Below are 25998 nucleotides of genomic sequence, written 5' to 3' on the forward strand. Positions count from 1 at the left end.
ACTAGCCGAGGGGGCGGGGACGGAAATCGAAGGCGGAGGCGGGCATTGCGACGCCGGCGGCACGAAGTTGCCCGGCGCGTGTCACCGTCGCGGCGCCTTCGAGCAGATTGAGGGCGATCTGCCGGACGGTGCGGGCCGGAACGGGTTCGAGGAAGCTGCCGCGAACCCATTCGTTGAAGGCGCCCATCGCCGGGCCGCACCAGATCTGGTAATCGCCACGCCGTTTCGTATCCCCGTCGCGGGCCCACTGCGCGCCGTTGAACAGGTACCAGCGAAAGATCAGCGCCATCCGGTGTTTGGGATCCTCGGCGGCTCGTTCCACCTGGCGTGGATCTCTCGTCGCGAAAAAGTCTTCCGTCTCGGCCCACACGTCGTCGACGCTGCGCCCCAACACGGCCTTCTCGAGGTTCTCCAGGACATCGGCGGGGGCTTCGTCCAACGACGAGTAGCGGCGGTAGAAGTCGGCGAGCCGTTGGCCGCGCTGGGCGAACATCGTGCCGCGCTTGAGAACCTGGACCGTCACGCCCATTTCGAACATGTCGGCGGCGGGTGCCATCGCCACGTCGGTGGATTGCGCCAGCGCGAGGAGCCCACGCGCATCCTCGGAAAGTCCGCTCTCTATCGCGGACTGATTGACCGAGCCGGTCAGGACGTATGCCGCACCGATGGCGAAGGCGGCCGCGACTGCGGCTGGTGTGCCGAGTCCGCCTGCCGCCCCCACTCGGGGCCAGACCTCGTAACCGTGGGTGGCAGAGAGCTCGTCCCGCAGGGCGATCAGGCGGGGAATCAGCACGGTGAGTGCACGGTTGTCGGTGTGGCCGCCCGAATCGGCTTCAGCGGTGATGTCTTCGGCGATCGGGATACGGCCGGCGAGTTCGGCCTCCTCTGCGGTGAGCCGACCGTCGGCGACCAGCGCACGCAACATCGGCTCCGGCGCCGGGGACAGGAAAAGCCGTGCGACCTCTTCGCGGGACACCTTCGCAAAGATCCGTCCGTACCTGATGACCTGTCCGTCGGGACCGCGGCGTAAACCCTTGGCGGCGTAGAGCACGATCGCCGGGGTCAGTTTCATGAACGCCGAGGCCGACACACACCGGACGCCGAGCCGGTGGAAGAGGTCGATGGTCGCCATCTCGATGCGGTCGTCCTGGACGTTGTGAATCAGGTTGGCGCCCCACCCGGCGGAATCCCGACCTAGTGACTCCTGGATCTCGCGCACACCGGCTTCCACCGTCGCGAGATCGAGACCCGCGCTGCCGTAGAAGCCCATCGCCCCGGCCCGCACCGCTTCGATGGTCATGCGGGGGGTGGCGATGCCGCGCGCCATCTCGCCGACGACGTAGGGGAATCGCACTCCGTGGGCCGCGGTGAAACTGCGTTCGCCCAGCCACTCGGGATAGATCGCCGGCAGAACGGCCAGCAGATCCTGACCAACGATCTCCGGCGTGAGTTGCCTGGCGTCGTCGAGCAGTATCGCGCGGGGCCCATGAGCGGACCCCACGACCGCCACCGGCCTGCGGATTGCTGCGAGCGCCTCTGAGACGTCAGAACTATTCAGCAATTCCGTCGAGGCGATGTTCGCATGCTCGATATCAGTCAGCGCTCCTCGCACGGTCAGGGACTCTAACTGTTTAATTGACGGTAGGGCTGATTTTGGCCGAGTACGACAAAACGAGCAACAAATGTAAGGGCGCGATCTCGCCCGGAGCCAAGGGTCGACGTCTGGAGCAGAGGCTTGCAGCAAATGGAATACAGCGACTGCCCACTCCACTTGTTCACCGCGAACGCGCTGATCATGATCGCGATGCTCGCGTGTGCCCGCCGCCATCGACCGTTTTGGCGGCTACGCGCGGCGTTGCCTGAATGCCGGATCGCACCCTCGGATGGCCCGCGATCCCGGTTGTTTGACGATGGACTGCACATCTCACGCACGATCGACTCCAGCGTGATCGACGTCGTCAGAAGCTGTTGCAGGAACTGGCGACCTGTGACACCTGAGGGCCGATCATTGCCGTGAGCATCTGCTCTAGCTGCGGGTTGGCCATCTGTTGCTGCGCGATCTGCTGCCTGCGCTGGTCCACCGGCATGGCCAGGAACGACTGGAGGTTGGCCTGCATGTCCGGCCGCATCGCAAGCTGGGCTGCCAACTCCGGGGTGTGGGCGTTCATGGCTGCCGTCACCTGCGCGTAGTTGCATGTCGTCGTGGCCAGCGCTTCCGATATCGGGTCCGCCGATGCCGGTGCCGCAAATGCCGGCAAACACGCCGCCGCCAATGCGCCGATAACGACGCCGGCCCGCAACCACCGTGGAGATGTCATGGGCAGTCGCCCTTTCCTGTCAGTAATTCGTGTGCAGAAGGGATCCGGGCAATCGGGCCGTCGCGGTCCGACGCGGCGCATGCGCCGCCCTTTTCGCAGAGTAACGGGCCCGCGTCCGGCGGGATAGACGCAGACGTTAATTTTTGCCAGAATCGATCACTTACGTGTGGTTGCGGCGTAACATGCGCCATCGGTGACACGGCAAAACAGCCTGGGGCGGACAGGGAAGTCAATGGATTTGGTTCGGGTCAGACGCGGCGGGCTAACGGCCGCGTTGGTGTCCAGCGCACTCGCGACCGCGACTCTGAACGCAGCTCCGCCCGCAGACGCGACGTGCTTCTCCATGTTCGGCATCGGCAACGGCAACGGCTGCACCAGCAATCCGACGAGCTTCGCGATCGCGATCGGCGAAGGCGCGGTGGCCGATGCATCCACGGGCTTCTTCGGCGGCGCCTTCGCGTTCGGCGCCAACTCCCGCGCCCAGACCGCCTGGACGGCGTTCACGCTGGCCAATGCGCTCGGCAACAACGCGACGTCCTCGGCGATGTTCTCGCTCTTCTCGCTCCTCGGGCAGGTCGGCCAGGGCTCCACCGCGGTGATCGGCGGCCCCAACCTCGCCCTCGGAATCTCGAACGGCCAAGGCACGCAACAGACGAACATCATCGGCGGCTTCAACATCGTCGCGCACATCGGCCCGGGCACCGCGGCCGCCCTCGGCGGCACCAACCTGGTCCTCGGCTACTCGGGCACCAGCAAGCCGCACAACGTCGGGGTCACCGGCTTGGGCAACATCGTCATGCAACTGGGTCCGGGCAGCACGCAGGCGATCGGCGGCCTCAACCTCGCGATCGGGGCGTCGCCATGGGGCAGCGGCGCGCAGACCACGGTCGCCGGTCTGCTCGGCACCGTCGCGCTCAATATTCTCGGCAACGGCAGCGCCACGACGCAGGGCGCCTTCGGCGGCGCGGTCAACCTCTTCGGCACCAGCAGCGCGCAAATGGCAGGGATCTTCGCAACCGCCCTGAACATCCTCGGCAACGGCAACACCGTCAGTGTGCTTCCGGGTGCGTTGCTCAGCGTCGCCTTCGGTCTGTTGAGCAATGACGTCACCGTGACGGCCGGTCCGGGTCCGCTCTCGTTCCAGGGGGCGATCTTCCAGAACGGGATGATGGTCGGCCAAGCGTTGCAGGCGGCCATCGAGGACATCTCGGCGCCGGTCGACGGCGCGACACACGTGGCGTCGCAGACGCTGAGCGACGCCTGGACCGCGGCTGTGGGCGGCGACATGACGAGTGCGGTCTCCGCGCTGTCCTCGCTCCCCCGGACGATGCTGAACGCGTTCCTGTTCGGCTATGACGTCGACGGCGCCGGCCCCGCTGCCCCGGTGCCGGGTTTGTTGTCTTCCAGGGATCCCGACTGCACGACCCAGTGTCACAACGGTGGCCCGCTCTATCAGTTCCTGGTCGGCATTCCGTCGGCCATCGCCACGGCGCTCGCCAACATCCATGCTGCAGAGCCGGATTCGGACAGCGATGACGCCTCGGCGTCGGTGACGTCGGCCGTGCCCGACGCCGACGACGCATCAACGGCACCGGAGGAATCCCGCAGTGCGCCGGACTCCGCATCCGGGGACATCGCCGACGGCACCGACGACGCGGGCGCGGTTGACGACGTGGTCGATGACGTCGACACCGACGTGGATGAGGACATCGACGAGGAATCAGACGAGTCCGGCACTGAAACCGATTTCGACACAGAGGATTCCGCCGAGGCTGACGAGAGCGACGCCCCTGACCCGCCCTCATCCGGCGCGGCAGATTCCGGAAGCGGCGCCTCGGGTGACAGTGACGACTCCGGTGACGGCTCGTCTTCTGAGCGGCGCGGCAAGCACCGCGCCGACAGCCCTCGGCACGCGACCAAGTAGCCGGAGCATCACAGCGCTGTGAAGGGAATCATTCTGGCGGGCGGCTCAGGGTCGCGCCTGCATCCGATCACCTTCGGTGTCTCGAAACAGCTGATTCCCGTGTACGACAAGCCGATGGTGTACTACCCGCTGTCGACGCTGATGCTGGCCGGCATCCGGGACATCCTGGTCATCACGACACCGCACGACGCCGCGAGTTTCGAGCGACTGCTCGGTGACGGATCACGGTTCGGAGTGTCGATCACGTTCGCCCAGCAGCCGTCACCGGACGGTCTGGCGCAGGCGTTCACGATCGGCGAGGACTTCATCGGGAACGACAGAGTCGCCCTCGTGCTCGGTGACAATCTGCTGTACGGGCCCGGGCTCGGAACGCAACTCAAGCGGTTCGCCGACATCGACGGCGGTGCGATCTTCGCCTACTGGGTGGCCGAACCCGCCGCCTACGGTGTGGTGGAGTTCGACACCTCCGGCATGGTGGTGTCGTTGGAGGAGAAGCCGAAACGGCCCAAGAGCAATTACGCCGTGCCCGGGCTGTATTTCTACGACAACGACGTCGTGGCAATCGCTCGGGATCTCGCGCCGAGTGACCGTGGCGAGTACGAGATCACCGACGTCAACCGGGCCTACCTGGAGCAGGGCCGGTTGCGGGTGCAGGTGCTCCCCCGCGGCACCGCCTGGCTGGACACCGGTACGTTCGACCAGATGACCGATGCGGCGGACTTCGTCCGCACGATGGAGCGCCGCACCGGGCTCAAGATCGGTGTTCCCGAGGAAATCGGCTGGCGCCAAGGCTTTCTCACCGATGACGAGCTCTGCGACCGGGCAACCCGACTGGTGAAGTCGGGGTACGGCCGGTACCTGCTGGATCTGCTCGGCAGGGGCCGCGAGTGACACGGCTGCTCGTCACCGGCGGTGCCGGCTTCATCGGATCCAACTTCGTCCATCACGTCATCGCACATACCGACCATCACGTCACCGTCCTCGACAAGCTCACCTATGCCGGCAACCGTGCATCCCTCACGGACCTGCCGGAGCATCGGCTGGAGTTCGTCCACGGGGATGTCGCCGACGCCGAGCTGGTCGACGATCTGGTGGCTGCATCCGACGCGGTGGTCCACTATGCCGCCGAGTCGCACAACGACAATTCGCTCGACCATCCGGATCCGTTCCTGCATTCCAACGTGGTCGGCACCTTTACGCTGCTCGAAGCTATCCGCAGGCGCGGCAAGCGGTTTCACCACGTTTCTACCGACGAGGTCTACGGTGATCTCGCTCTGGAGGATCCGGCGCGGTTCACCGAGTCCAGCCCGTACAACCCGTCGTCGCCCTACTCCTCGACCAAGGCGGGCAGCGACATGCTGGTGCGCGCCTGGAGTCGGTCGTTCGGCGTCGCTGCGACGATCTCGAACTGCTCGAACAACTACGGGCCCTACCAGCATGTCGAGAAGTTCATTCCGCGCCAGATCACGAACATCCTGTGGGACATCCGCCCCAAGCTCTACGGCGAGGGTCGCAACGTGCGCGACTGGATCCACGCCGACGATCATTCGTCGGCCGTCCTGAAAATCCTGGACGAAGGCCGTATCGGTGAGACATATCTGATCGGCGCGAACGGCGAACGGGACAACAAAACCGTCGTAGAACTGATCCTGACGTTGATGGGTCAGGACGCCGATGCGTACGAGCATGTTCCGGATCGCGTCGGCCACGACCTGCGCTACGCCATCGACCCGACGAAGCTGCGCGACGAACTCGGCTGGCGCCCACGGTATCGCGATTTCGAACACGGCCTCGCGGCAACCATCGAGTGGTACCGCGAGCACGAGAGCTGGTGGGCGCCCGCCAAAGAAGCCACGGAAGCGTTCTACGCCCGACTCGGGCAATGACCGACGAGCGGGAGAGATGACCGAACACGGCAAGACATTGCGCGCAATCCCCACGCCGATCCCCGGGCTCACCCTCTGGGAGATGCCCGTCCACGGTGACAACCGAGGGTGGTTCAAGGAGAACTGGCAACGCGCCAAGATGGTCGCCGCCGGAATGCCGGATTTCGGTCCGGTGCAACACAACATCTCGTTCAACGACACCGCTGGCACGACGCGCGGAATTCACGCCGAACCCTGGGACAAGTACATCTCGGTCGGTTTCGGACGGATCTTCGGCGCCTGGGTCGATTTGCGCTACGGGGCAACGTTCGGGACGGTGTTCACCGCCGAACTCGATCCGTCGCGGGCAGTCTTCGTGCCGCGCGGGGTGGGCAACGCGTTCCAGACGCTGGAGCCGAGAACCGTCTACACCTACCTGGTCAACGACCACTACTCTCCCGACGCCCACTATCCGTCGGTGCATCCCGGTGACGAAACCCTCGCCATCAAATGGCCGATTCCGTTGGACAAGGCCGAGCTGTCGGTCAAGGACCTGGCGCAGGGCACGTTGGCCGAGGTTGCCCCCGTCGCACCGCGAAAGACGTTGGTGATCGGCGCCGGCGGGCAACTGGGCCACGCGTTGCGTGAATCATATGAGGGCGCGCCCCACGTCGAATTCGTCGATCTCCCCGACTTCGACCTGACAGCCGGTGACCTTGAGTCGGTACGTCGCTGGAACGAGTACGACACGATCATCAACGCCGCGGCCTACACCGCGGTCGATGCCGCAGAGACGGCCCAAGGTCGTGTCGACGCGTGGGCCGCCAATGTGACCGGTGTTGCCGCCCTCGCGAAAGTCGCTGTCGCGCACGGCCTCACGCTCGTGCATGTCTCCAGCGACTATGTGTTCGACGGCAGCGCGACCCAGCCATACGGCGAGGACCACGCGATGGCGCCGCTCGGTGTGTACGGGCAGACGAAAGCCGCAGGCGATCAGATCGTGTCCACGGTGCCGCGGCATTACATCGTGCGCACGTCCTGGGTGATCGGCAACGGACGCAACTTCGTCCGGACCATGATGTCGTTGGCCGCCAACGGCGTTGACCCTTCCGTCGTCGACGATCAGTGGGGTCGTCTGACGTTCACCGAGGAATTGGCGCGGGCGATCCGGCATCTCACCGAGACGGCCGCGCCCTACGGGACCTACAACGTCACCGGCGCCGGACGAATCTGTTCGTGGGCGGACGTCGCACGTCGCACCTTCGCGTTGGCCGGGTACGACCCCGGCCGGGTCAGTGGCGTATCGACCGCGGCCTATTTCGCGAAGGCGACGGGCCCGATCGCGCCCCGCCCGACGCGCAGCGCGCTGGATCTCACCAAGATCGAGTCCACCGGGTTCACCCCCGTCGACGCCGAGGAAAGCCTCGTGAAGTTTGTCCGGGCCGAGACCTTCGCCACCATCGGGTCGGTGTCGCCGTGACGGCTACGACTGGACGATGATCGGGTCGCCCACCCGCACCGTGTCGAAGTACCAGGCCGCGTTCTCGGGGCTCAGGTTGATGCAGCCGTGGCTGACGTTCGCGTACCCCTGCGATCCCACCGACCACGGCGCGGAGTGCACGTAAACGCCGCCCCACGTCACCCGGACGCCGTACTCCCCTTTGATGAGATAGCCCTCGTCGTCGTCGAGCGGAATCCCGATGGTGCGGGAGTCGAAGGTGACGTTGCGTTGCTTCTCGAGGGCGGTGAACTGCCCGATCGGGGTCGGGAACTTCGACTTGCCCATCGAGGCGGGCATCTGCCGGGCGACTTCCCCGTCGATGCTCACCGTGAACGAGTACGAACTCAGGTCTGCGACGCCGACGACCGACGAACCGGTCTCGAAGCTGGTCGCGAATCCGCCCACCGACACATTGATCGGGGTGTGGGCCGGGTAGAACTCGGCAGGCTGCCACTGCACGCTGCGGTCGTCGAGCCAGGTGAACGTGCCGGGCGTCGGCGCGTGCGCACCTGCGGGCAGGACCGCGATGGCACCTTCGGCTGCCGTCCTGTCGCGCACCGCTTCGGCGAACGTGACGGTGACGGGTGCGGCTACACCGACGGTCTGCCCCGCACCCGGGGACACGGTGGCGACGGTCGAGCCGATCGCCGCGGAGGTGACGGGCACCGGCCCGGCCACCGTCAGGCCCGTCATCAGCGCGGCGCAGCCGATGACGCTAGCGATGTGCTGCAGACGTCGTCTCAGCATGGTGCCATCCTAATTCGTCGTATCCCCCGGCGACGCGCATTCGCGCGCTGCGGCAAATCCTGTGATTCCCTCGATCGTCTATCGGTGCGCCACGTCGGAACGTTTCACGGGAGGTCTGCGCGCACGGCCGTCGCGCCGCGGTTGACTGCCAGCAACGCATAGCCGAGGGCCAGGACGCACGCCGCCATCGCGCTGACATTGAGCGCCACCGTCGCGGCACCGACACTGCCGGGGTCGAGAAAGTAGTAGGGCGCGCGACGGCCGGCGTTGTTGAGGACGAGCAGCGCGAGCACCAGATACGCCGCCGGATACGACAGCCATGCCACCGGCTGCCACCACGAGACCGGCGTGACGCCGCGGCCCACGAGCAGCCAGTCGGTCAGAGCGAGCACCGGGACGACGACGTGCAGAAGGAAGTTTGCCGGGGTGTATCCCATGCTGTGCTCGGTGAGGAACAGATTCCATACGACGCCCGCCATCACGACGTAGAGCACGACGGCCCCGCGAATCCCGATCCGTGCGTCGGCGCGCGGAGAGACGAGGGTCCACAGGTAGTACGCGGCGGCCAGCAGGTTGGCCTGGTAGGTGAAGGTGATCAGCCGCCAGCCCACGCCGCGGCTCGAGGTCAACTCGACGAGCAGCAGCGCCGCGGCGACGGACACGATGATCGCGACGCGCAGGCCGGTCCGAAGAAATGTCGACGGAGACGGGGCGGCAGTCGGGCTCACCGAATCGAGAATATGCGGAGTCGAGCGGTGGTGCCGGGAAGGCGATCCCCGGTCAGGGCAGCGGGGGCGGAGGCGGGGGTGCGACGACCGGGGGCGGCGGTGCCATGTTGGCAGCGTCGTCGTTGCCGATGCCCGACAGCCGATCCCGGATCCGCTGCAGAATGCCGGGGCGCTGTTCGGGAACCGGCGGCGGGGCCACGGCCGGCGGTACCACCGGGGGTGCGGCCGCAGGCGGGAGCGCCGCGTCGGGAGGCAGAGCCGCCGGCAGCCCGGCATCGGGCAGGGCGGCCTCGACGATCGGCGCTTCCTCGGCAACCGGCGGGGCCTCGGCAGGCACCTCGTCGATAACCGGGGCGGGCGCCTCCGGAGCGGTGAATGCCGGATCGATCACCGGGGCAGCCGGCGCGGGCGCAACAGGGCGCGGCGCGGCCGCAGGTGATCGAGGTGCCGTTTCGGCGGCGGGACTCGGCTGGGGAGCTGCGGGTTCGGGCGCCAGCTGCAGGGCTACCGCCGCCGATACGGACACCACGAAGGCCACCGCGCCCGCGGCGAGCAGTGCGGCGGGGCCCGTTCGCGCGAACCGTTTCGCCACCGGCTGTTTCGCGGGGCGGGTCTCACCGATGTCCCAGCTGCCGAACTCGGCGGGCTGCGCGCACGCCAGGGCTGCACCGCGCGCCAGTGCCAGCTGGGCTTCGTCGGGTGAGAACACCGGTACGGCGAGGGCGTCCTCGAGGACGGGCAAGAGTCCGTCGAGGTCCTCTGCGGAGCCGACGAGCACCAGCGCCTCCGGTTCCCAGTCGGCGCGCGCGAAGACTGTACTGAGCCAGCCGACGAGGTCATCCTCGGTGACGACGGTGTGGTTGACGGCGGTCTGCACCGCGTCGGTGGAACCGTCGGCGTCGTCGCCGGAGGAGACGACCAGCGCGATCAGCTGCTCGGGTTCGATGACGCACACTGCGGTCGTCTGGTAGCCGAGCACCTGGGCGATCCGTCGGGCCAGCGCATCGGTGGCCTCGGACAGCCGAACCGGCACGATGTTGTCGAAACCGGAGTCGCTGAGCGATTTGAGGAGCAGCGAGGCCTCGGTGTGCGCGTCGTCGCTCCAGGTCACGCCGATGGAGTGGACGCGGCGGCCGAGATCGGCGGCGACGGCCTCGGACCGCAGCACCGCGGCTGCAGCCTGCGCTGAGGTCTCCACCGCGTTGGACCGGCCGCGCCTGCGCACTTCGAATGTCTCGCCGTCGAGGGTCAGCCCGTCATTTCTCGACGTGGCGGGATCCTGCCCTTCCACGAGGACGACCCCGACGGCGGACGGTGTCACCGACAAGCCGAGAACTGCGTCCACAAAAACACTCCTTGGGAATCTCGGGTGACCCTACCCGCAGTCCGGCGGGAATTGCACACCTGTCAAATGCGGGCCGCGCAGCCAACCTGGCCCTCAGCTAATCGGATTCGGCGAGGATCTGCCGGAGCATGCGCGGTTCGACGTTGCCGCCGGACAGGATCACGACCGTCTCGCCCGGCGGCGTCACGCCTTTGCGGTAGGCGGCCAGCGTCACGGCCCCGCTCGGCTCGGCGACCAGGCGGGCGCGGTAGACGAGTTCGCGGACGGCCGAGCGGATCTCGGCTTCGCTGACGGTGATCATTCCGTCCAGGACGTTGCGGAGATGGGCGAACGTCAGCTCCGACGGCTGCGATCGGAGGCCGTCGGCAATGGTGCGGTTGCGGTCCTCGATGGGCCAGTCGACCCGGTGGCCCTCGCTCAAACTCTGTGCGGCGTCGGCTGCGAGTTCGGGTTCCACACCGAAGATCGCGGCCTCGGGGCACAAAGCGCGAATCGCGGTGCCGATCCCCGATGCCAGCCCTCCACCGCTCACTGGGATGAGGACGTTGCGGACCGATGCAAGGTCTTCGGCGATCTCGATGCCGATCGTGCCCTGGCCGGCGATGACGTCGGGATGGTCGAACGGGGGAATCAGGATGCCACCGGTCTCGTCGAGAACCTGCTCGGCGACGGCTTCCCGCTGCCCCGCCTCGCTCAGCACGACCCGGGCGCCGAGGTCGCGGGTGGCCTGGATCTTGACGTTCGGTGTCTCTTTCGGCATCACGATGTGGGCCCGGAGCCCGAACTCCGCTGCTGCGTACGCGACCGCCTGTGCGTGGTTGCCGCTGGAATAGGCCACTACATCGGTCGTGTCATCTTTGACGGAACCGACGGCGTTGAAGGCCCCACGCACCTTGAACGCGCCGATGGGCTGCAGGTTCTCCGGCTTGATCCACAGCGGCCGGTCGTCGTCGCCCCACCGAGCGCGCAGCAGCGGTGTGCGCACGACATGGGGGCGGATGCGCTGCGCTGCCGACTGGACATCGTCGATCGTCACGAGTTCCATGACTGCCAGTGTGGTGCACCGCCGGCGACTACTGGCGATGGCAGATGTCTAGGGTGTTGCGGGTGGGCCAGTTCTCGGGACGTTTCTCACTGCCGATCGTCCCTCGGTACGCCGAGGTGGACCAGCAGGGCGTGGTGTTCAACGGCCACTACCTCACCTGGTTCGACGAGGCGTGCACCGGTTTGCTCGACGCGCTCGGCGTCGCTTACCCGGACCTGATGGCCGGCGGCTACGACTTTCAGGTCGTACACAGCGAGATCGATTTCGCGTCGCCTGTGCGCTGGCGCGACACCGTGCGCGTGACCGCCGAATGCGTGCGCGTCGGGTCGACGAGCTTCAGCCTCGGGTTCGCCGTGCTGACCCGGCGCGAGGGGGTCGACGAGCATGCCGCGGTCCGTGGAAACAACGTGTATGTCGTGGTGTCGACCGAGGATTGGCGCAAGCGTCCGGTCCCCGACATGTTGCGCGCCGCATTGGCGGGACCGGGGAACGGCTGAGCGAATAGGGTCGTGCGTATGGGTCACGATCACGGTCACCAGCGGGATCTCCCGCCGGGAATGCTCGAACAACTGGAGCTCGCCTACGCCGGCGTCGCATCGTTCGGCCACCGCCCGTTCCTGACAGAGGCGGAGCAGTTGGACTCGTGGAAACCCGACGTCGCGATCGTCGGTGCACCCTTCGACATCGCGACCACCAACCGTCCCGGAGCACGGTTCGGACCCCGTGCGATCCGCGCCACCGCCTACGAGCCGGGCACGTACCACATGGACCTCGGCCTGGAGATCTTCGATTGGCTCGAGGTCGTCGATTTCGGCGACGCCTATTGTCCGCACGGCCAGACGGAGGTGTCGCACAACAACATTCGCCAGCGCGTGCACACCATCGCCTCGCGCGGAATCGTCCCGGTGATTCTCGGCGGCGACCATTCGATCACATGGCCCGCGGCCACCGCCGTCGCGGATCACCACGGTTACGGCAATGTCGGCATCGTCCACTTCGACGCCCACGCCGACACCGCCGACGAGATCGAGGGCAACCTGGCCAGCCACGGCACGCCGATGCGTCGGCTGATCGAATCAGGGGCCGTCCCCGGTTCGCACTTCGTGCAGGTCGGGCTGCGCGGCTATTGGCCTCCGCAGGACACGTTCGAGTGGATGCTCGAGCAGAAGATGACCTGGCACACGATGCAGGAGATCTGGGAGCGTGGCTTCAAGGCGGTGATGGCCGACGCGGTCAGCGAGGCGCTGGCCAAGGCCGACAAGCTCTACGTCTCCGTCGACATCGACGTGCTCGACCCGGCACACGCGCCGGGCACGGGCACCCCGGAGCCGGGCGGCATCACGAGCGCCGATCTGCTCCGGATGGTCCGCCAGCTCTGCCACGAACACGACGTCGCAGGCGTCGACATCGTCGAGGTGTCGCCCGCGTACGACCACGCCGAGCTGACGGTCAACGCCGCCCACCGGGTGGCGTTCGAAGCGCTCGCCGGAATGGCCGCGCGGCGCCGCGACGCCGCCAACGCCGAACCGGGGCAGCCGGCCAAGTCCTATCGGGACAAGAAAGCTACTTAGCGAGCGTGAACTGGCACACGTCGGTGTAGCCCTCGGTGAAGAGGTCCGCGCAGCCGGTCAGGTAGCGCATGTAGCGGTCGAAGACCTCTTGCGACTGGATGGCGATGGCCTCGTCCCTGCGGGACTCCAGCGCCGCCGCCCAGATCTGCAGTGTCCGGGCGTAGTGCAGGCGCAGCGGCTGCACCCGCTCGACCTTGAACGACGCTTTCGTCGCGTGGTCCTGCACGTCATCGACCTTGGGGAGCATCCCGCCGGGGAAGATCTCGTCCATGATGAATTTGAAGAACTTCAGCTTCGTCATCGTCAGCGGCAGATTGCGCTCCGCGAACTCCTCGTCGCTGGGCTTGACGATGGTGTGCAGCAGCATGATTCCGTTGTCGGGCAATACCGAGTAGGCCCGTTTGAAGAATTCGTCGTAACGGTCGCTGCCGAAGTGCTCGAACGCGCCGATCGACACGATGCGGTCGACTGGCTGGTCGAACTGCTCCCACCCCTGCAGCAGCACCTGCTTGCTGCGTGGGCTGTCGTTGGCGTCGAGCACCTTCTGGACGTGGGCCTGCTGGTTCCGGCTCAGCGTGAGACCGATGACGTTGACGTCGTACTTCTCGATGGCACGCAGCAAAGTCGCGCCCCAGCCGCAGCCGATGTCGAGCAGCGTCATCCCGGGTTCGAGTCCCAGTTTGCCCAGCGACAGGTCGATCTTGGCGCGCTGGGCCTCTTCGAGGGACATGTCGTCACGCTCGAAGTAGGCACAGCTGTAGGTCTGCGTCGGGTCGAGAAACAACCGGTAAAAGTCGTCTGACAGGTCGTAATGCGACTGAACGTCCTCGAAATGAGGTTGCAGATCCGGGGAGCCGCTGGGGGTTTCTGACAAAGTACAGGCCTTTGAGATTCATCGATGCTGGTCGGTTGGCGGTGCCCCACCCGGCTTGAAGGGCCACTTCCGCTGTTCGCGCAGCGTACCCGAGTGGTACGGGAACCAGTGAATCACTCGCTCGGCGAGCCCAGCAACGACGGGTGATGACGAAACAGGGACGTCGCTATTACGTGACGATGGATAGGGCCCGGTCTCGCGATGGCGGCGAATACTGTGAACTTGATGTGTACTCGCTTGGGGCCGGTTGCGGTCGTCGCGGCGAAGGCCTTCGTGATGATGATGGCCTTCGTGGTGGTCATGGCCTGTGCGGGATGCGGCGCTCCGGCGGTCGAGCGGGTAGGTACCGAACGTGCGACGAACGCGAGGACGACCACCACGTCGGCGACGATGAGCGTGGAGCAGACGAATCGGCTGGACGGAGCCATCGAACGGGTGATCGCCGATTCTGCGATCCCCGGCGCCATCGTCGGCATCTGGGCTCCCGACGGCGAATACGTGCGGGCGTTCGGCGTCGCGGACACGAAGACCCGGGCCCCGATGAAGCCGGACCTCTACAGCCGGATAGGGAGTCAGACGAAGACCTTCACCGTCACCGCGGCGCTGCTGCTGGCTGATCAGGGCAAGGTGGGCCTCGACAACCCGATCGCCCGCTACGTCGACGGAGTGCCGCGCGGGGCCGAGATCACGCTCCGCCAGCTCGCCCGCATGCAGAGCGGCCTGCCGAACTACACGCAGAACCCGGCGTTCGTGCGCCAGCTGCTTGATGATCCGCGGCGGGAGTTCACGCCCGCCCAGTTGCTCGGGTTCGCCTACGCCCAGCCGGCGTCGTTCGGCCCTGGCGGCGGGTTCGAGTACTCGAACACCAACACCCTGTTGCTGGGCCTGGTCGTGGAGAAGGTGAGCAGTCAGTCGCTGGGCGACTACGTGCGCGACCACATCACCGGTCCGCTGCACATGGATGACACCGGCTTCCCATCGGACAACGCGTTCCCCAAACCGCACGCCACCGGTTACACGAAGCAGACGCTCGACGGCGGAGAGACGACGGCGACGGACTGGAATCCGTCGTGGGCGTGGGCCTCGGGCGCGATGATCTCGACGTTGCACGACATGCGGATCTGGGCCCCCGCGCTGGCGACCGGGCCGATGTTGACCGGGCAGATGCAGCAGGAGCGTCTGCAGTTCGTGGATCGCGACGGCGAGCCGGCACCGAACGGCTACGGCCTCGGCGTGTTCAGCGCCAACGGCTGGATCGGACACAACGGCAGCCTCCCCGGCTACCAGACGGTGTCGGTATACCTGCCGGACCGGCAGACTGCGGTGGTCATCTTCGTCAACACCGACATCCCGTTCGACGGTGCGGATCCGGGCACCCTGCTGGCGGCGGCGGTCACGAAGGAGCTGACACCAGAGCACGTCTATCAGCTCGGCTGAGCGCGAAGGAGCTGCAAGGATGCAGTGGATGCAGGGTATGGAGGGTTCGGTCACGGTATCGATGGCGGCTTCCCCGGAAGAGATCTGGGATCTGATCGCCGATGTCCGCAATACCGGCAAGTTCTCGCCGGAGACGTTCGAGGCCGAATGGCTCGACGGTGCGACCGGCCCTGCCCTGGGTGCGCGGTTCCGTGGTCACGTGCGGCGCAACGAGATCGGTCCCGTCTATTGGACGACGTGCCGGGTGACGGCGTGCGAACCCGGCCGCGAGTTCGGTTTCGAAGTGATGGTGGGCCACCGGGCGGTCAACAACTGGCATTACCGGCTGGCTCCGGCGGGTGCGGGCACCGACGTGACCGAGTCGTTCCGGTTGAACATGAACCCGCTGATGGCGGTGTACTCGATCTTCGGGGGCCAGCTGCGGCGGCGGCGGAATCTGAGGGATATGAAGAAGACGCTGGAACGAATCAGAGCGGTAGTCGAAGGTGGTAATCCGTGACGGACGCGAGCGACGAGACGGTCGACGCTGTCGGCAAGGTGACCGAAGCCTTGGAGTTCGTGGAGCGGGCGCGGGGGCATCTGTACTCGTTTCACCAGTTGATGGGACACGCCGACCTTCTGCTCGGTGAGGCCTGCGCGGCGCTGCGCGAGGCAGGTCAGGATCCGGTCGCCGAGCGGCTGGAGACCGATCTGGTGGGCCGCAATGTGGTGCAGGGTCGGTGGACGTTCCAGGTTGTCGAGGAGTTCGACGACACCTACTGGTCGGTGTTCCGCGAGCACGAGCGGCAGGTCCGCGACGAGCTGGTCGGCGGGGCCCGGCACCTGCACGAAGAGCGGATGAAAGAACAGCGGCGGACACACGGCAGAAAGGGGCATGAGGCCCATCCGTGAGGCCTACGCTGGGGTGGCATGAGCCTGGAACTGGGCGGCACCGTCAGAACCAACGGCATCGTTCGAACCAATGGCATCGCTCCGCCAGACGTGCCGCTGTCCGAGGTCGACCTCGGTTCGTGGGACTTCTGGGGTCTCGACGACGACGCCCGTGACGGAGCATTCGCGACGCTTCGCCGAGACGCCCCGATCTCGTTCCACCAGTCCTATGTCGCCGACCCCGACTCCGAGGTGGCGGGCCATTGGGCGCTGACGCGCTACGACGACGTGTTCTACGCGAGTAGGCATCCTGAGTTGTTCAGTTCGGCGCTGGGCATCACGGTGGGCGATCAAACCCCGGAGCTCGCTGAGTATTTCGGGTCGATGATCGCAATGGACGATCCGCGTCACACCCGGCTGCGCAACATCGTCCGCAGCGCTTTCACGCCGAGAGTGCTTGCGCTGATCGAAGATTCGGTACGGCAGCGGGCCCGCAGCCTGGTTCGGGACATGGTTGCCGCTCACCCGGACGGGCACGGTGAGATCGTTGCGGAGCTGGCCGGTCCCCTGCCCCTGCAGATCATCTGCGACATGATGGGCATTCCCGAGCAGGACCACCAGAAGATCTTCCACTGGACGAACGTGATCCTCGGGTTCGGCGACCCCGACATCGCCACCGACTTCGACGAATTCGTCTCTGTCGCCATGGGAATCGGCGCGTACGCGACGGAGCTCGCCGACGATCGCCGGGTCAACGCGGGCGAGGATCTGACCACCGCCCTGGTCCAGGCCGAACTCGATGGCGAGAGGCTCACGTCGGCGGAGGTGGCGTCGTTCTTCATCCTGCTGGTGGTCGCGGGCAACGAGACGACCCGCAATGCGATCAGCCACGGTGTGCTCGCGCTGAGCCGTTTCCCGGAGGAGCGACAGCGTTGGTGGTCGAACTACTCGGAGATGGCGCCCACCGCCGTCGAAGAAGTGGTGCGGTGGGCTTCTCCTGTGGCCTACATGCGGCGGACAGCCACCCAGGACGTCGAGCTCAACGGTGTCACAATCGCAGCGGGAGACAAGGTCTCACTGTGGTACGGCTCCGCCAATCGGGACGAGTCGAAGTTCGACGACCCGTGGCGTTTCGACGTCGGCCGCCACCCCAACCCGCACGTGGGGTTCGGTGGCGGCGGCGCACATTTCTGCCTCGGAGCCAACCTCGCGCGTCGCGAGATCACCGTGGCGTTCGAGGAGCTCCAAGCGATGGTGCCTGATATCCGGGCGAGCGCGGAGCCGGATCTGCTGCATTCGGCGTTCATCCACGGCATCAAGCGGTTGCCCGTGGTCTGGACGCCGCCGCGCTAGCGGCTGCGAACGTCGGGCTGCATCCGTTCGGCGTCGGCGTCGCGGCGAGTGAGGTCCTCGTTGTGGCCGTCCTGCCGGATGTCCTTCTGTCCGTTGGCATCGTCGCGGCCGACCCGCGGGTCGAGCTTGTCGGCATGCTCGCGACGCTCGGCGAGATGTTCCTGCGAGCTGGTGAGTGCATCGCGGCGGCCGGCGGCGGTGTCGGCGAGGCGGGCGGCCTCTGCTGCCTTGGCCTCGGCTTCGGCTTGTGCGGCACGCGCTTTCGCCTCGGTTTCCTCGACGAGTGCGGCCTGGCGCTCGACGCGCTGGCTGTCGTGGTGGACCTCTTCCCGGATGCGGTCGGCTTCCTCGGCGCGGCGGCGGTTGCGGGTGCGACGACCCGCGATGACGACCGCGGCGATGACGATGATCGCGACGACCGCAGCCACCACGATCCACACGATGTTGTTGGTATCCATGCCGATTCCTTCGCTCGCGGGGGCCGGCCACGGTTGACGACCCCGTTGATTCGACGGATGCCCGTGCTTGGATCGAGCTAAACCGGCGCAGTCGCCGCAGGAGTCACAGCGTGGCTGTGACCGGGCCGTTCTCGTTGCAGAAAGTCTGCGGCGGGTTTCCTTTGGTGGCGCAACCGCGACCGGTCGCGGTGTAGGTGGCACCGGGGCGGTAGGGCTGGAAGAAGATCTGGGCGGGCAGAATTCCTCTGCCCTGTACGCACTGGCCGGGTCCCGTGGCTCCCTGCATCTGGATACAGGCGGTCGTCCGGAAGGTGACGGCACCGTCGCACTCTCCGGTGGACACGGTGGCGGTGACCATGTCGACACCCGAGACGTTCACGACGGAGGGGGCTGACAGTCGGTACGTGCACGCAGTGGGCTCGGCCGGCTGCGCCGCGGCCACCGCGGCGGTGGATCCCAGCAGTGATGCGGTGGCGGCCAGCACGGCGAACGTCCGGAGCATCCCTGGATCGTAGAGCACCGTCGGTGCTGCTCACCGGCGATGAGTATTAATCGGCGGCTACTGGACCTGCATGGCGCTGAGCATCCCCGCGGCGGATCGCGGCCAGGTGAATTGTTCGGCACGGCGCCGCGCGGAACGCCGTCGCGCCGGCTCCGGCCGGTTCAGCACCGTGGTGACGGCGTGGGCGATGGCCCGCGGATCGTTGTCCGCGGTGGCGCCGCTGTCGCTGGTGAGAATCTCTGCGAGCGCCGAGGTGCGTGACACCACGGCAGGCGTGCCGCAGGCCAGCGCTTCCAGTGCGGCCAGGCCGAAGGTCTCGTGGGGCCCGGGTGCCAGCGCGATGTCGGCGCTGGCGAGGATGCCTGCGACGGTGTCGCGGCAGCCGATGTAACCGGTGAAGTCGACGGGAAGCCGCCCCGCCTGCCGTTCAAGTCGTGCGCGCAGCGGACCTTCCCCGACGACGACGAGCCGCGCGTCCACACCTGAATCACGAAGTGCCCCAACTGCATCGATGCTGCGGTGGGGGTGCTTTTCGACGGACAGCCGTCCGCAGTGCACCAGCAGCAGCTGGTCCGCGCCGGCCCACTGCTCCCGGACCGCGGCGGACCGCCAGCGTGGGTGGAATTGGTCGAGGTCGACCCCCAGGGGCACCGTCATCAGATTCGTCGCGCCGATCCTGTCGAATTCCTCGCGCGCAAATGCCGTGGTGCACACGACGGCGTCGTAGTTGCTCGCCGTGCGCCGGTTGGCGACGTCGGCGACCGCCCGCGCCATCGGCATCGGAAGTAGCTGTCCGGCAAGGCGATCCAGGCGTTCGTGGGAAATCATCACCGTGGACACGCCGTGCTTGCGGCCCCAGGGTCCCAGCGATCTCAGCGTGAGCCGATCGGACACCTCGAGCGCGTCGGGCCGCAGCTGTTCGAGCAGTCCGGTCACGGGCCGTGGATGCACGGCCCGGTATCCCCCGGTGAACGGAATCAGGCGTGCCGGCAGGCTGATCCGGATCACGCCCGTCGGCAGCGTCGTCCATTCGCGGTGCGGTCCCGGCACGACCAGAAACACCGTATGGCCCGCGGCGCAATACTCGGCTCCGAGCCGGTCGACCGCGGTGCGCAGCCCGCCCGAGCGCGGGCCGTAGAAGTTCGCAACCTGGACGACCCGCATGGCTGCATCACAGCGTGCCGGTGTGTTCGAAGCGCAACGGCAAGGGGGCAAGTCGCCGAACAGAAGGTTTCAGGCCCGTGCGATCAGCCGACGTGGGTGGCGAGCCAGTTCAGTGTTCGTGACCACGCGTCGGCGGCTGCGGCTGGGTCGTAGCGGTCGCCGGTGTCGTTGAAGAAGGCGTGGTTGGCGCCCGGTTCGGTGACGAGCTCGTGCACGAGCCCGGCCTTTTCCAGGGCGGCCGCGGCCGTCGGTTCGGTGGCGTTGACCCGTTGGTCGAGCTCACCGTAGAAACCGAGTACCGCGACGTTGTTGGACCCGGCGAAATCCGGGTTGTCGGGGGTCGGGCCGTAGAACGGGAACGCGGCGGCCAACTCTGGCGTCCCTGCGGCCAGCAGGCGCCACACCAGGCCCCCACCCATGCAGAACCCGATCGCGGCCACCTTTGCGCCGGGTGTTCGGGCGGCCACCTCGGCGATGCCGGATCGCAGGTCGGCCACCATGTCGTCGGGGGCGCGGTTGCCGAGCGCCGCGGTCGCCTCGGCCGGATCGGTGAACGTCGCGGTGCCGCCCTGTTCGGAGAGCAGATCGATGGCCAGGCTCGAATATCCGGCTCCGGCGAGCCGGCCGGCCACCGTCCGGACCCAGTCGTTGAGGCCCTTGTTCTCGTGGATCACCAGGGTTGCGCCTCTGGGCTCGCCCGCCGCCGAAGCCCAGGCGCCCTGGAGTTCGCCTTTCGGTCCTGCCCATGTGATGGGCGAGGTGGGCAGCGCAGCGTCCATCCCGGGCGGCGGATCCGTCGGCGGCGACGTCGTACTCGGGCTCTCGGCCTGCTGGCTGTCCTGTCCACACGCGGCGATCAACGCCGTGGCGGCGGCGGTGCCGACGCCCAGCAGGGCGAGCCGGCGCAGCGCTTCCCGCCGGGACATCAGCCCGTCGGCGTGGTCGGTGGCGATCTCTTCTGCGATGTAGCGCTGCAGCGGCGTCACAGGGCCATTATCGCTCGCAGCGCAACCAGTAGACAGACACGAAATTCTGTTCACTGATTTCGTTGACTTGTGGGTTCGGGCGCTGTTCGATGACAAAGTGACGTACGACACGATCATCCGCAACGGCCGTTGGTTCGACGGCACCGGCGCCCCGTCGGCGGTGCGCACCATCGGCATCCGCGACGGCCACGTAGCCACCATCGTCGACGGCGACCTCGACGAGACCGATTGCCCGCAGGTGATCGACGCTCAGGACAAGTGGGTGCTGCCCGGCATGCTCGACATCCACACCCATTACGACGTCGAGGTGCTCGGCGGGCCGTCGCTGTCGGAGTCGCTGCGCCACGGCGTGACAACGGTCATGCTGGGGTCGTGTTCGCTGTCGACGGTGTACGTCGACGGCCAGGATGCGGGCGACATCTTCGGCCGCGTGGAGGCCATACCCCGCGAGCACGTCATCGCCGCGGTGGATCAGCACAAGACGTGGACCAACGGCGAGGAGTACATCGACGCTCTCGAGGCCCGTCCGCTCGGCCCGAACGTCGCGGCGTTCCTCGGCCACTCCGACATGCGGGCGGCCACCATGGGTCTGGACCGGGCCACCCGCAAGGACGAGCGGCCGACGAAGCGCGAGCAGGCGCAGATGGAGCGGATGCTCACCGAGGCGCTGCGTGCTGGGTTCGTCGGAATGTCCTCGCAACAGCTACTTTTCGACAAGCTCGACGGCGAAATCTGCCGCTCGCGCACACTGCCGTCCACCTATGCCAAGCCGCGCGAGCTGCGCCGGCTGAAATCGTTGCTGCGGCGTTCGGGACGAATCCTGCAGTCCGGGCCCAACATCGAGAATCCTCTCGACGTCGGGTCGCAGGCATTCCAGTCCCTGGGATTCATCCGCAACCCGCTCAAGACGAGCCTGCTGTCGGCGGCCGACGTCAAATCGAACCCGGTCGCGGTCAAGATCATGGGTCCCCTTGCGCGCCTGGTGAACCGTCTCGGCGGCGACTTCCGCTGGCAGCATCTACCGGTCCCGTTCGAGGTGTACGCCGACGGCATCGACCTGGTCATCTTCGAGGAGTTCGGATCGGGTGCGGCCGCACTGCATCTCAAGGACGAGGTCGAACGCAACCAGCTGCTGCGGGACGAGTCCTACCGTCGCACGTTCCGCAAGGACTACGACGCGAAGTTCGGGATGCGGGTCTGGCATCGCGACTTCTTCGACGCCACGATCGTCGCCTGCCCCGACAGCTCGGTGGTCGGGAAGTCGTTCGGCGAGGTGGGCCGCGGCCGAGGCGGAGTGCATCCCGTCGACGCGTTCCTCGACCTGGTGCTCGAACACGGCACCCAATTACGCTGGCGCACCACGATTTCCAACCACCGTCCCGACGTCCTCAAGAAGCTTGCCGGTGATCCCGGGGTTCAGATGGGCTTCTCGGACGCCGGCGCGCACCTGCGCAACATGGCCTTCTACAACATGGGTCTGCGGCTGCTGCGCCACGTCCGCGACGCAGGCAAGTCCGGCCGTCCGTTCATGACCGTCGAGCAGGCCGTGCACCGGCTCACCGGTGAGCTCGCCGACTGGTACCGCATCGACGCCGGCCATCTGCGTGTCGGGGATCGCGCCGACATCGTCGTCCTCGACCCGGAGCGCCTCGACGCAACGCTGGAGGACTACGCCGAGGAGCGCGTCGACCAGTACGGCGGGCTGTCCCGGATGGTCAACCGCAACGACGACACCGTGACCGCGGTGTTCGTCGGCGGCGAGGCGGCGTTCCTCGACGGCCAGCCCACACCGGTCGTCGGTGCGCAGCGCACCGGGCGCTTCCTGCGCGCCGCGCACAAGGCCCCCGCGTTGGCGGCCCAGAAAAACGAGAAGGCGGTGCTGGCGCATGTCGGTTGACCAGGTGACCCGTGCAGGTGAGGTCGAGGCGACCGTGCTCGAGATGTGGGCGGCGCTGTCGGCGCGCGATTGGGAGGCCATCAAGGCCTTCCTCTCCCCCGACTGCATCTACCTGGACATGCCCGTCGGCCCCGCTGCGGCGGCGCGGGGTCCCGAGGACATCGTCAAGCGGTTGAAGATCGGCATCGAGCCGTTGGCGTCCTATGAGAACTTCACCGGCCTGATGGTCAGCAACGGCGTCGACGTGATGTACGAGCATCACGAGGAATGGCACTGGACCACAGGCGAATCCGCGGTCCTGCAATTCGTCAGCGTGCACCGCATCGAGGGCGGCAAGATCACGCTGTGGAAGGACTACTGGGACATGGGAGCCCTGGCCAACCACGCCCCGCCCACCTGGCTGGCCGATTTCGCCAACGCCGACATGTCGTGGGTCTTCGACGCCACCGGCCTGGTTTAGAGGAGATAACGATGTTGGACCTGAAGATCACCGGTGGCACCGTCGTCGACGGCACCGGCGCCGACCGCTTCCGCGCGGACATCGGCATCAAGGACGGGCGCATCGTCGAGGTGCGCCGCCGTGACGGCGACGGCGCCGGTTTGGAGACCGACGCCGCCCACGAGATCGACGCGACGGGACGGGTTGTCGCGCCCGGATTCGTCGACGTGCACACCCATTACGACGGACAGGTCAGCTGGGACGACACTCTGGAACCGTCGAGCATGCACGGTGTGACGACGGTGGTCAGTGGCAACTGCGGCGTCGGCTTCGCTCCGGTGCGCCCCGGCAAGGAACAGTGGCTCATCGAGTTGATGGAGGGTGTCGAGGACATCCCGGGGAGCGCACTGGCCGAGGGCATCACATGGGAATGGGAGAGCTTCCCCGAGTATCTGGACGCGATCGGGAAACGCAATCTGGCCATCGACTACGGCACGCAGATCGCCCACAGCGCGGTGCGCGGCTACGTCATGGGTGACCGTGGTGCCCGCAACGAGGACGCCACGCCGGCAGACATCGATGCGATGGCACGCCTCGTGCGCGAGGGCATCGAGGCTGGGGCACTAGGCTTTTCGACGTCGCGTACCGAGGCGCACCGCGCGCTGGACGGCACCGTGATGCCGGGAACGTATGCCGTCGAAGCCGAGTTGCTCGGCCTGGGCCGGGCGATGGCCGCCGGCGGTCAGGCCGTGTTCGAGTGCTCGCCGGCGGGGACGGCGGGCGAGAACGACGCTGCCTCGCTGACCGAGCTGGACCTGCTCACCCGCATCGCCGAGGACATCGACCGGCCGGTGTCCTTCACGCTGCTGCAGACCGGTGGGGCACCGACGCTGTATCGCGAACAACTCGACCGGATCGGCAAGGCGCACGACAACGGCCTCGCGGTGTACGGCCAGTTCGCGGCGCGCCCGTTCGGCATGTTGTTCGGATTCCCGGGATATCACGCGTTCACCCACCGGCCGACATACCGGGCGCTGAAGGCGAAGTACGGTTCCGACGAGCTGGCGGCGAAACTGGCCGAGCCGTCGGTGCGTGCGGCGATCTTGAGTGAGACGGACCTGCCGCCGCAGCCGGTGCCGATGTTCGACGCGTTGTTCGCGCTCGTGCAGAACGCGCTGGAGCGCATCTACCCGATGGGCAATCCGCCGGACTACGAACCGACGCCCGACATGACGGTGGCTGCGATCGCTGCGCGCCGCGGCGAGGATCCGTTGGCGACGCTGTACGACCTGATGCTCGAAGACAATGCGACCGCGATGCTGATGCTGCCGTTCTTCAACTACGCCGACGGCAATCACGACGCCATTCACGAGATGATGTCGCATCCCGGAACGGTGTCAGGCCTGTCGGACGGCGGCGCGCACTGCGGACTGATCTGCGATGCCTCGTACCCCACGTTCCTGCTGACGCACTGGGCCCGCGATCGTCATCGCGGCCCGAAGTTCTCGTTGGAGACGGTGGTGCGCAAGCAGACCCTGGATACCGCAACGCTTTTCGGGTTGTCGGATCGGGGTGTCATCGCGGTGGGCAAGAAGGCCGACATCAACGTCATCGACATGGAGGCGCTGCGCCTCGACGTGCCGCGGATGGTCTACGACCTGCCTGCGGGCGGTCGCCGGCTGATCCAGGGGGCGTCCGGCTACGACGCCACCGTCGTCAGTGGTGTGGTGACGCGCCGTCACGGCCTCGACACCGGCGCCCGGCCGGGCGGGCTGCTGCGCGGCGTCCGCTAGCGATCTCGCCGAAACGGAAAGTACGCAGGGCTCTACCCGCACTTCCCCTGCTGGAATTCCGTTTCGGCGCGCGGGTCAGAGTTTGTAGACGCGGCGGGCGTTGCCGTGCGCGATCAGGTCGACGACCCGGATCGCGTCGGCTTTGCTCCACTCGTCGGCATCGACGAAACCCTGCAGCGTCGCGGTGATGCCGTTGCGCCAGAGGCGCGCTCCGAGATGGTGCAGTTCCGCGGGACCGAAGCCATCTGACGAGTACAGGATCTTGCGGAACGGCGCCATCTCCAGCAGGCGACCGATGAAGGCCGCCGACCGGGCGCCGAGGTAATTGATGGACAGGCCGCCGTCGAGGTAGACGTTGTTGAACGCCTGCGCCAGATAGCCCGCCTCACGCTCATACGGATAGCAGTGCAGCAGCATCACCGGGGTGTCGCCGCTGACCCGCAGAAAGTCCAGCAGGTGAAGGGGATTGGCGGCGTCGAGATCACAGTCGCGATCGCCGAACCCGACATGGAACTGCAGGGGCTTGCCGATCCGCAGCGCGCGGTGCAGACCGAACCGCAGCAGCACCCGGTCGGTCAGCCGGGTGCCCCCGTCGTCGCGCCAGCGAGCCGCCGCGTCGGCCACCTCGGACGGCGAGGGCTCGCAGAGATCTCCGACGAACCCGCCCCGGTACGCGAGCACCGATTTGGTGCCGACGGCCGTGCGGGCACGCCGCCACAGGATCTCGTCGAACGCGTCGGCGTAGTCCCCCGGCGCTGCCGCCGCCTCCTCGGCCACCGATTCCAGCCGCACCACCTCGTGCACCCGGCCCACCCCCAGGCCGGCCATCTCCCCGAGATCGGCCACGCCGGAAGCGAATCCGGTGTCCACGAGCCAGTCCGACACGGACACGTCGACCAGCAGACGCCGCGCCAGATCTGCTTCCGGAATCGCGCTGCGCGCTGCCCAGTACGCGTCGGCGTCGGCGTGCCGCTCCAGCCCGACGAACGGGGCGCAGTGCGCGCGCACGGCGAACCCGAGCTGGGTGTCGAACGCCGAGTCGAAGTCGGCCAGCGGTTCGGTGTTGGCCTCGTTGAGCGCATTCTCGAATCGCGCGCGGTCGCCCGGCTCGAGCCAGCAGCCGTGCACATGATGGTCGATCAGCGAAACCGACTCGACGTGCTCCCGCAGAGCCGTCACTC

The 25998-nt window shown here is 67.1% G+C and carries 25 protein-coding genes; 13 read left to right on the plus strand and 12 right to left on the minus strand.

Features of this window, described 5'->3' with window-relative positions; genetic code table 11:
- Window position 1: 1 nt before the first annotated feature.
- Both P9A17_RS19510 and P9A17_RS19515 read right to left on the minus strand, forming a co-directional pair.
- On the minus strand, window positions 2-1612 hold the full coding sequence (locus P9A17_RS19510) for a PfaD family polyunsaturated fatty acid/polyketide biosynthesis protein (protein WP_278040344.1): 1611 nt from the start codon (window positions 1610-1612) through the stop codon (window positions 2-4).
- Between the two features lie 346 nt (window positions 1613-1958).
- Window positions 1959-2318, minus strand: coding sequence for a hemophore-related protein (locus tag P9A17_RS19515; RefSeq protein ID WP_278040345.1), 360 nt, complete (start codon window positions 2316-2318; stop codon window positions 1959-1961).
- Window positions 2319-2595: 277 nt separating this feature from the next.
- Here P9A17_RS19515 and P9A17_RS19520 point away from each other — a divergent pair, with 277 nt between their 5' ends.
- From P9A17_RS19520 to P9A17_RS19535, 4 genes are read left to right on the plus strand one after another with little or no spacing between them, the layout of a single operon-like run.
- Window positions 2596-4242, plus strand: a complete 1647-nt coding sequence (locus P9A17_RS19520; protein WP_278040346.1) for a hypothetical protein — start codon at window positions 2596-2598, stop codon at window positions 4240-4242.
- A gap of 18 nt (window positions 4243-4260) precedes the next feature.
- Entirely contained in the window at window positions 4261-5133 is an 873-nt protein-coding gene (rfbA, locus tag P9A17_RS19525; protein ID WP_278040347.1) for a glucose-1-phosphate thymidylyltransferase RfbA, read from the plus strand.
- Complete coding sequence (gene rfbB / locus P9A17_RS19530; RefSeq protein WP_278040348.1) at window positions 5130-6128, plus strand: dTDP-glucose 4,6-dehydratase; 999 nt, start codon at window positions 5130-5132, stop codon at window positions 6126-6128. The genes rfbA and rfbB overlap by 4 nt, the downstream gene beginning before the upstream one ends.
- A gap of 16 nt (window positions 6129-6144) precedes the next feature.
- The gene (locus P9A17_RS19535) at window positions 6145-7587 is read left to right on the plus strand and encodes a bifunctional dTDP-4-dehydrorhamnose 3,5-epimerase family protein/NAD(P)-dependent oxidoreductase (RefSeq protein WP_278040349.1); all 1443 of its coding nucleotides are present in this window, start codon (window positions 6145-6147) and stop codon (window positions 7585-7587) included.
- Between the two features lie 3 nt (window positions 7588-7590).
- Here P9A17_RS19535 and P9A17_RS19540 read toward each other — a convergent pair whose 3' ends face one another.
- From P9A17_RS19540 to P9A17_RS19555, 4 genes are all read right to left on the minus strand, one after another.
- Complete coding sequence (locus tag P9A17_RS19540) at window positions 7591-8355, minus strand: L,D-transpeptidase (RefSeq protein ID WP_278040350.1); 765 nt, start codon at window positions 8353-8355, stop codon at window positions 7591-7593.
- A gap of 104 nt (window positions 8356-8459) precedes the next feature.
- Window positions 8460-9083, minus strand: coding sequence for a Pr6Pr family membrane protein (locus P9A17_RS19545; protein WP_278040351.1), 624 nt, complete (start codon window positions 9081-9083; stop codon window positions 8460-8462).
- A 52-nt stretch (window positions 9084-9135) separates the two neighbouring features.
- Complete coding sequence (locus P9A17_RS19550; RefSeq protein ID WP_278040352.1) at window positions 9136-10428, minus strand: hypothetical protein; 1293 nt, start codon at window positions 10426-10428, stop codon at window positions 9136-9138.
- Between the two features lie 97 nt (window positions 10429-10525).
- Complete coding sequence (locus P9A17_RS19555; protein WP_278040353.1) at window positions 10526-11473, minus strand: threonine/serine dehydratase; 948 nt, start codon at window positions 11471-11473, stop codon at window positions 10526-10528.
- Window positions 11474-11535: 62 nt separating this feature from the next.
- On the opposite strand from P9A17_RS19555, the gene P9A17_RS19560 reads away from it, so the two are divergent.
- Window positions 11536-11970, plus strand: coding sequence for a thioesterase family protein (locus tag P9A17_RS19560; RefSeq protein WP_278040354.1), 435 nt, complete (start codon window positions 11536-11538; stop codon window positions 11968-11970).
- Between the two features lie 18 nt (window positions 11971-11988).
- Entirely contained in the window at window positions 11989-13044 is a 1056-nt protein-coding gene (gene speB / locus P9A17_RS19565; RefSeq protein ID WP_278040355.1) for an agmatinase, read from the plus strand.
- Here the strand turns inward: speB and P9A17_RS19570 are convergent.
- Complete coding sequence (locus P9A17_RS19570) at window positions 13037-13918, minus strand: cyclopropane mycolic acid synthase family methyltransferase (protein ID WP_278040356.1); 882 nt, start codon at window positions 13916-13918, stop codon at window positions 13037-13039. The genes speB and P9A17_RS19570 overlap by 8 nt on opposite strands.
- Window positions 13919-14143: 225 nt before the next feature.
- Here P9A17_RS19570 and P9A17_RS19575 point away from each other — a divergent pair, with 225 nt between their 5' ends.
- The 4 genes from P9A17_RS19575 to P9A17_RS19590 are packed head-to-tail and all read left to right on the plus strand — an operon-like array spanning window position 14144 to window position 17578.
- Window positions 14144-15355: a serine hydrolase domain-containing protein gene (locus P9A17_RS19575; protein ID WP_278040357.1), complete on the plus strand. Its 1212-nt coding sequence runs from the start codon at window positions 14144-14146 to the stop codon at window positions 15353-15355.
- Window positions 15356-15392: 37 nt separating this feature from the next.
- Window positions 15393-15854, plus strand: a complete 462-nt coding sequence (locus P9A17_RS19580; RefSeq protein ID WP_278040592.1) for an SRPBCC family protein — start codon at window positions 15393-15395, stop codon at window positions 15852-15854.
- Complete coding sequence (locus P9A17_RS19585; protein ID WP_278040358.1) at window positions 15851-16246, plus strand: hypothetical protein; 396 nt, start codon at window positions 15851-15853, stop codon at window positions 16244-16246. The genes P9A17_RS19580 and P9A17_RS19585 overlap by 4 nt, the downstream gene beginning before the upstream one ends.
- An 18-nt stretch (window positions 16247-16264) precedes the next feature.
- Window positions 16265-17578 carry a cytochrome P450 gene (locus P9A17_RS19590; RefSeq protein ID WP_278040359.1) on the plus strand — a complete coding sequence of 438 codons (1314 nt, stop codon included), beginning with the start codon at window positions 16265-16267 and terminating at the stop codon, window positions 17576-17578.
- Here P9A17_RS19590 and P9A17_RS19595 read toward each other — a convergent pair.
- The 4 genes from P9A17_RS19595 to P9A17_RS19610 all read right to left on the minus strand — a co-directional run bounded on the left by P9A17_RS19595 (window position 17575) and on the right by P9A17_RS19610 (window position 20688).
- Entirely contained in the window at window positions 17575-18036 is a 462-nt protein-coding gene (locus P9A17_RS19595; protein ID WP_278040360.1) for a hypothetical protein, read from the minus strand. The two genes, P9A17_RS19590 and P9A17_RS19595, sit on opposite strands and share 4 nt — an antisense overlap.
- Before the next feature lie 103 nt (window positions 18037-18139).
- Window positions 18140-18538 carry a hypothetical protein gene (locus P9A17_RS19600; RefSeq protein WP_278040361.1) on the minus strand — a complete coding sequence of 133 codons (399 nt, stop codon included), beginning with the start codon at window positions 18536-18538 and terminating at the stop codon, window positions 18140-18142.
- Window positions 18539-18595: 57 nt separating this feature from the next.
- Window positions 18596-19702, minus strand: coding sequence for a glycosyltransferase (locus P9A17_RS19605; RefSeq protein ID WP_278040362.1), 1107 nt, complete (start codon window positions 19700-19702; stop codon window positions 18596-18598).
- Between the two features lie 83 nt (window positions 19703-19785).
- Window positions 19786-20688, minus strand: coding sequence for a dienelactone hydrolase family protein (locus P9A17_RS19610; RefSeq protein ID WP_278040363.1), 903 nt, complete (start codon window positions 20686-20688; stop codon window positions 19786-19788).
- Between the two features lie 97 nt (window positions 20689-20785).
- On the opposite strand from P9A17_RS19610, the gene P9A17_RS19615 reads away from it, so the two are divergent.
- The 3 genes from P9A17_RS19615 to P9A17_RS19625 are packed head-to-tail and all read left to right on the plus strand — an operon-like array spanning window position 20786 to window position 24817.
- Window positions 20786-22585 carry an amidohydrolase family protein gene (locus P9A17_RS19615; protein ID WP_278040364.1) on the plus strand — a complete coding sequence of 600 codons (1800 nt, stop codon included), beginning with the start codon at window positions 20786-20788 and terminating at the stop codon, window positions 22583-22585.
- On the plus strand, window positions 22575-23045 hold the full coding sequence (locus tag P9A17_RS19620; RefSeq protein WP_278040365.1) for a nuclear transport factor 2 family protein: 471 nt from the start codon (window positions 22575-22577) through the stop codon (window positions 23043-23045). Before P9A17_RS19615 ends, P9A17_RS19620 begins: the two co-directional genes overlap by 11 nt.
- A gap of 11 nt (window positions 23046-23056) precedes the next feature.
- Entirely contained in the window at window positions 23057-24817 is a 1761-nt protein-coding gene (locus P9A17_RS19625) for an amidohydrolase family protein (protein ID WP_278040366.1), read from the plus strand.
- A gap of 75 nt (window positions 24818-24892) precedes the next feature.
- On the opposite strand, the gene P9A17_RS19630 is transcribed toward P9A17_RS19625, so the two are convergent.
- Window positions 24893-25996 (minus strand): amidohydrolase family protein, encoded by a 1104-nt coding sequence (locus tag P9A17_RS19630; protein WP_278040367.1) that lies wholly within the window; start codon window positions 25994-25996, stop codon window positions 24893-24895.
- Between the last annotated feature and the right edge of the window lie 2 nt (window positions 25997-25998).

Origin of the sequence: Mycobacterium sp. 236(2023), from assembly GCF_029623955.1 — a bacterium.
GTDB lineage: Bacteria > Actinomycetota > Actinomycetes > Mycobacteriales > Mycobacteriaceae > Mycobacterium.

Excerpts from the sequence above, each read along its gene's own strand:
- P9A17_RS19515 (WP_278040345.1), bottom strand. The coding sequence starts at position 2,318 with ATGACATCTCCACGGTGGTTGCGGGCCGGCGTCGTTATCGGCGCATTG.
- P9A17_RS19535 (WP_278040349.1), top strand. The coding sequence starts at position 6,145 with ATGACCGAACACGGCAAGACATTGCGCGCAATCCCCACGCCGATCCCC.
- P9A17_RS19540 (WP_278040350.1), bottom strand. The coding sequence starts at position 8,355 with ATGCTGAGACGACGTCTGCAGCACATCGCTAGCGTCATCGGCTGCGCC.
- P9A17_RS19555 (WP_278040353.1), bottom strand. The coding sequence starts at position 11,473 with ATGGAACTCGTGACGATCGACGATGTCCAGTCGGCAGCGCAGCGCATC.
- speB (WP_278040355.1), top strand. The coding sequence starts at position 11,989 with ATGGGTCACGATCACGGTCACCAGCGGGATCTCCCGCCGGGAATGCTC.
- P9A17_RS19575 (WP_278040357.1), top strand. The coding sequence starts at position 14,144 with ATGTGTACTCGCTTGGGGCCGGTTGCGGTCGTCGCGGCGAAGGCCTTC.
- P9A17_RS19580 (WP_278040592.1), top strand. The coding sequence starts at position 15,393 with ATGGAGGGTTCGGTCACGGTATCGATGGCGGCTTCCCCGGAAGAGATC.
- P9A17_RS19590 (WP_278040359.1), top strand. The coding sequence starts at position 16,265 with ATGAGCCTGGAACTGGGCGGCACCGTCAGAACCAACGGCATCGTTCGA.
- P9A17_RS19595 (WP_278040360.1), bottom strand. The coding sequence starts at position 18,036 with ATGGATACCAACAACATCGTGTGGATCGTGGTGGCTGCGGTCGTCGCG.
- P9A17_RS19600 (WP_278040361.1), bottom strand. The coding sequence starts at position 18,538 with ATGCTCCGGACGTTCGCCGTGCTGGCCGCCACCGCATCACTGCTGGGA.
- P9A17_RS19605 (WP_278040362.1), bottom strand. The coding sequence starts at position 19,702 with ATGCGGGTCGTCCAGGTTGCGAACTTCTACGGCCCGCGCTCGGGCGGG.
- P9A17_RS19620 (WP_278040365.1), top strand. The coding sequence starts at position 22,575 with ATGTCGGTTGACCAGGTGACCCGTGCAGGTGAGGTCGAGGCGACCGTG.
- P9A17_RS19625 (WP_278040366.1), top strand. The coding sequence starts at position 23,057 with ATGTTGGACCTGAAGATCACCGGTGGCACCGTCGTCGACGGCACCGGC.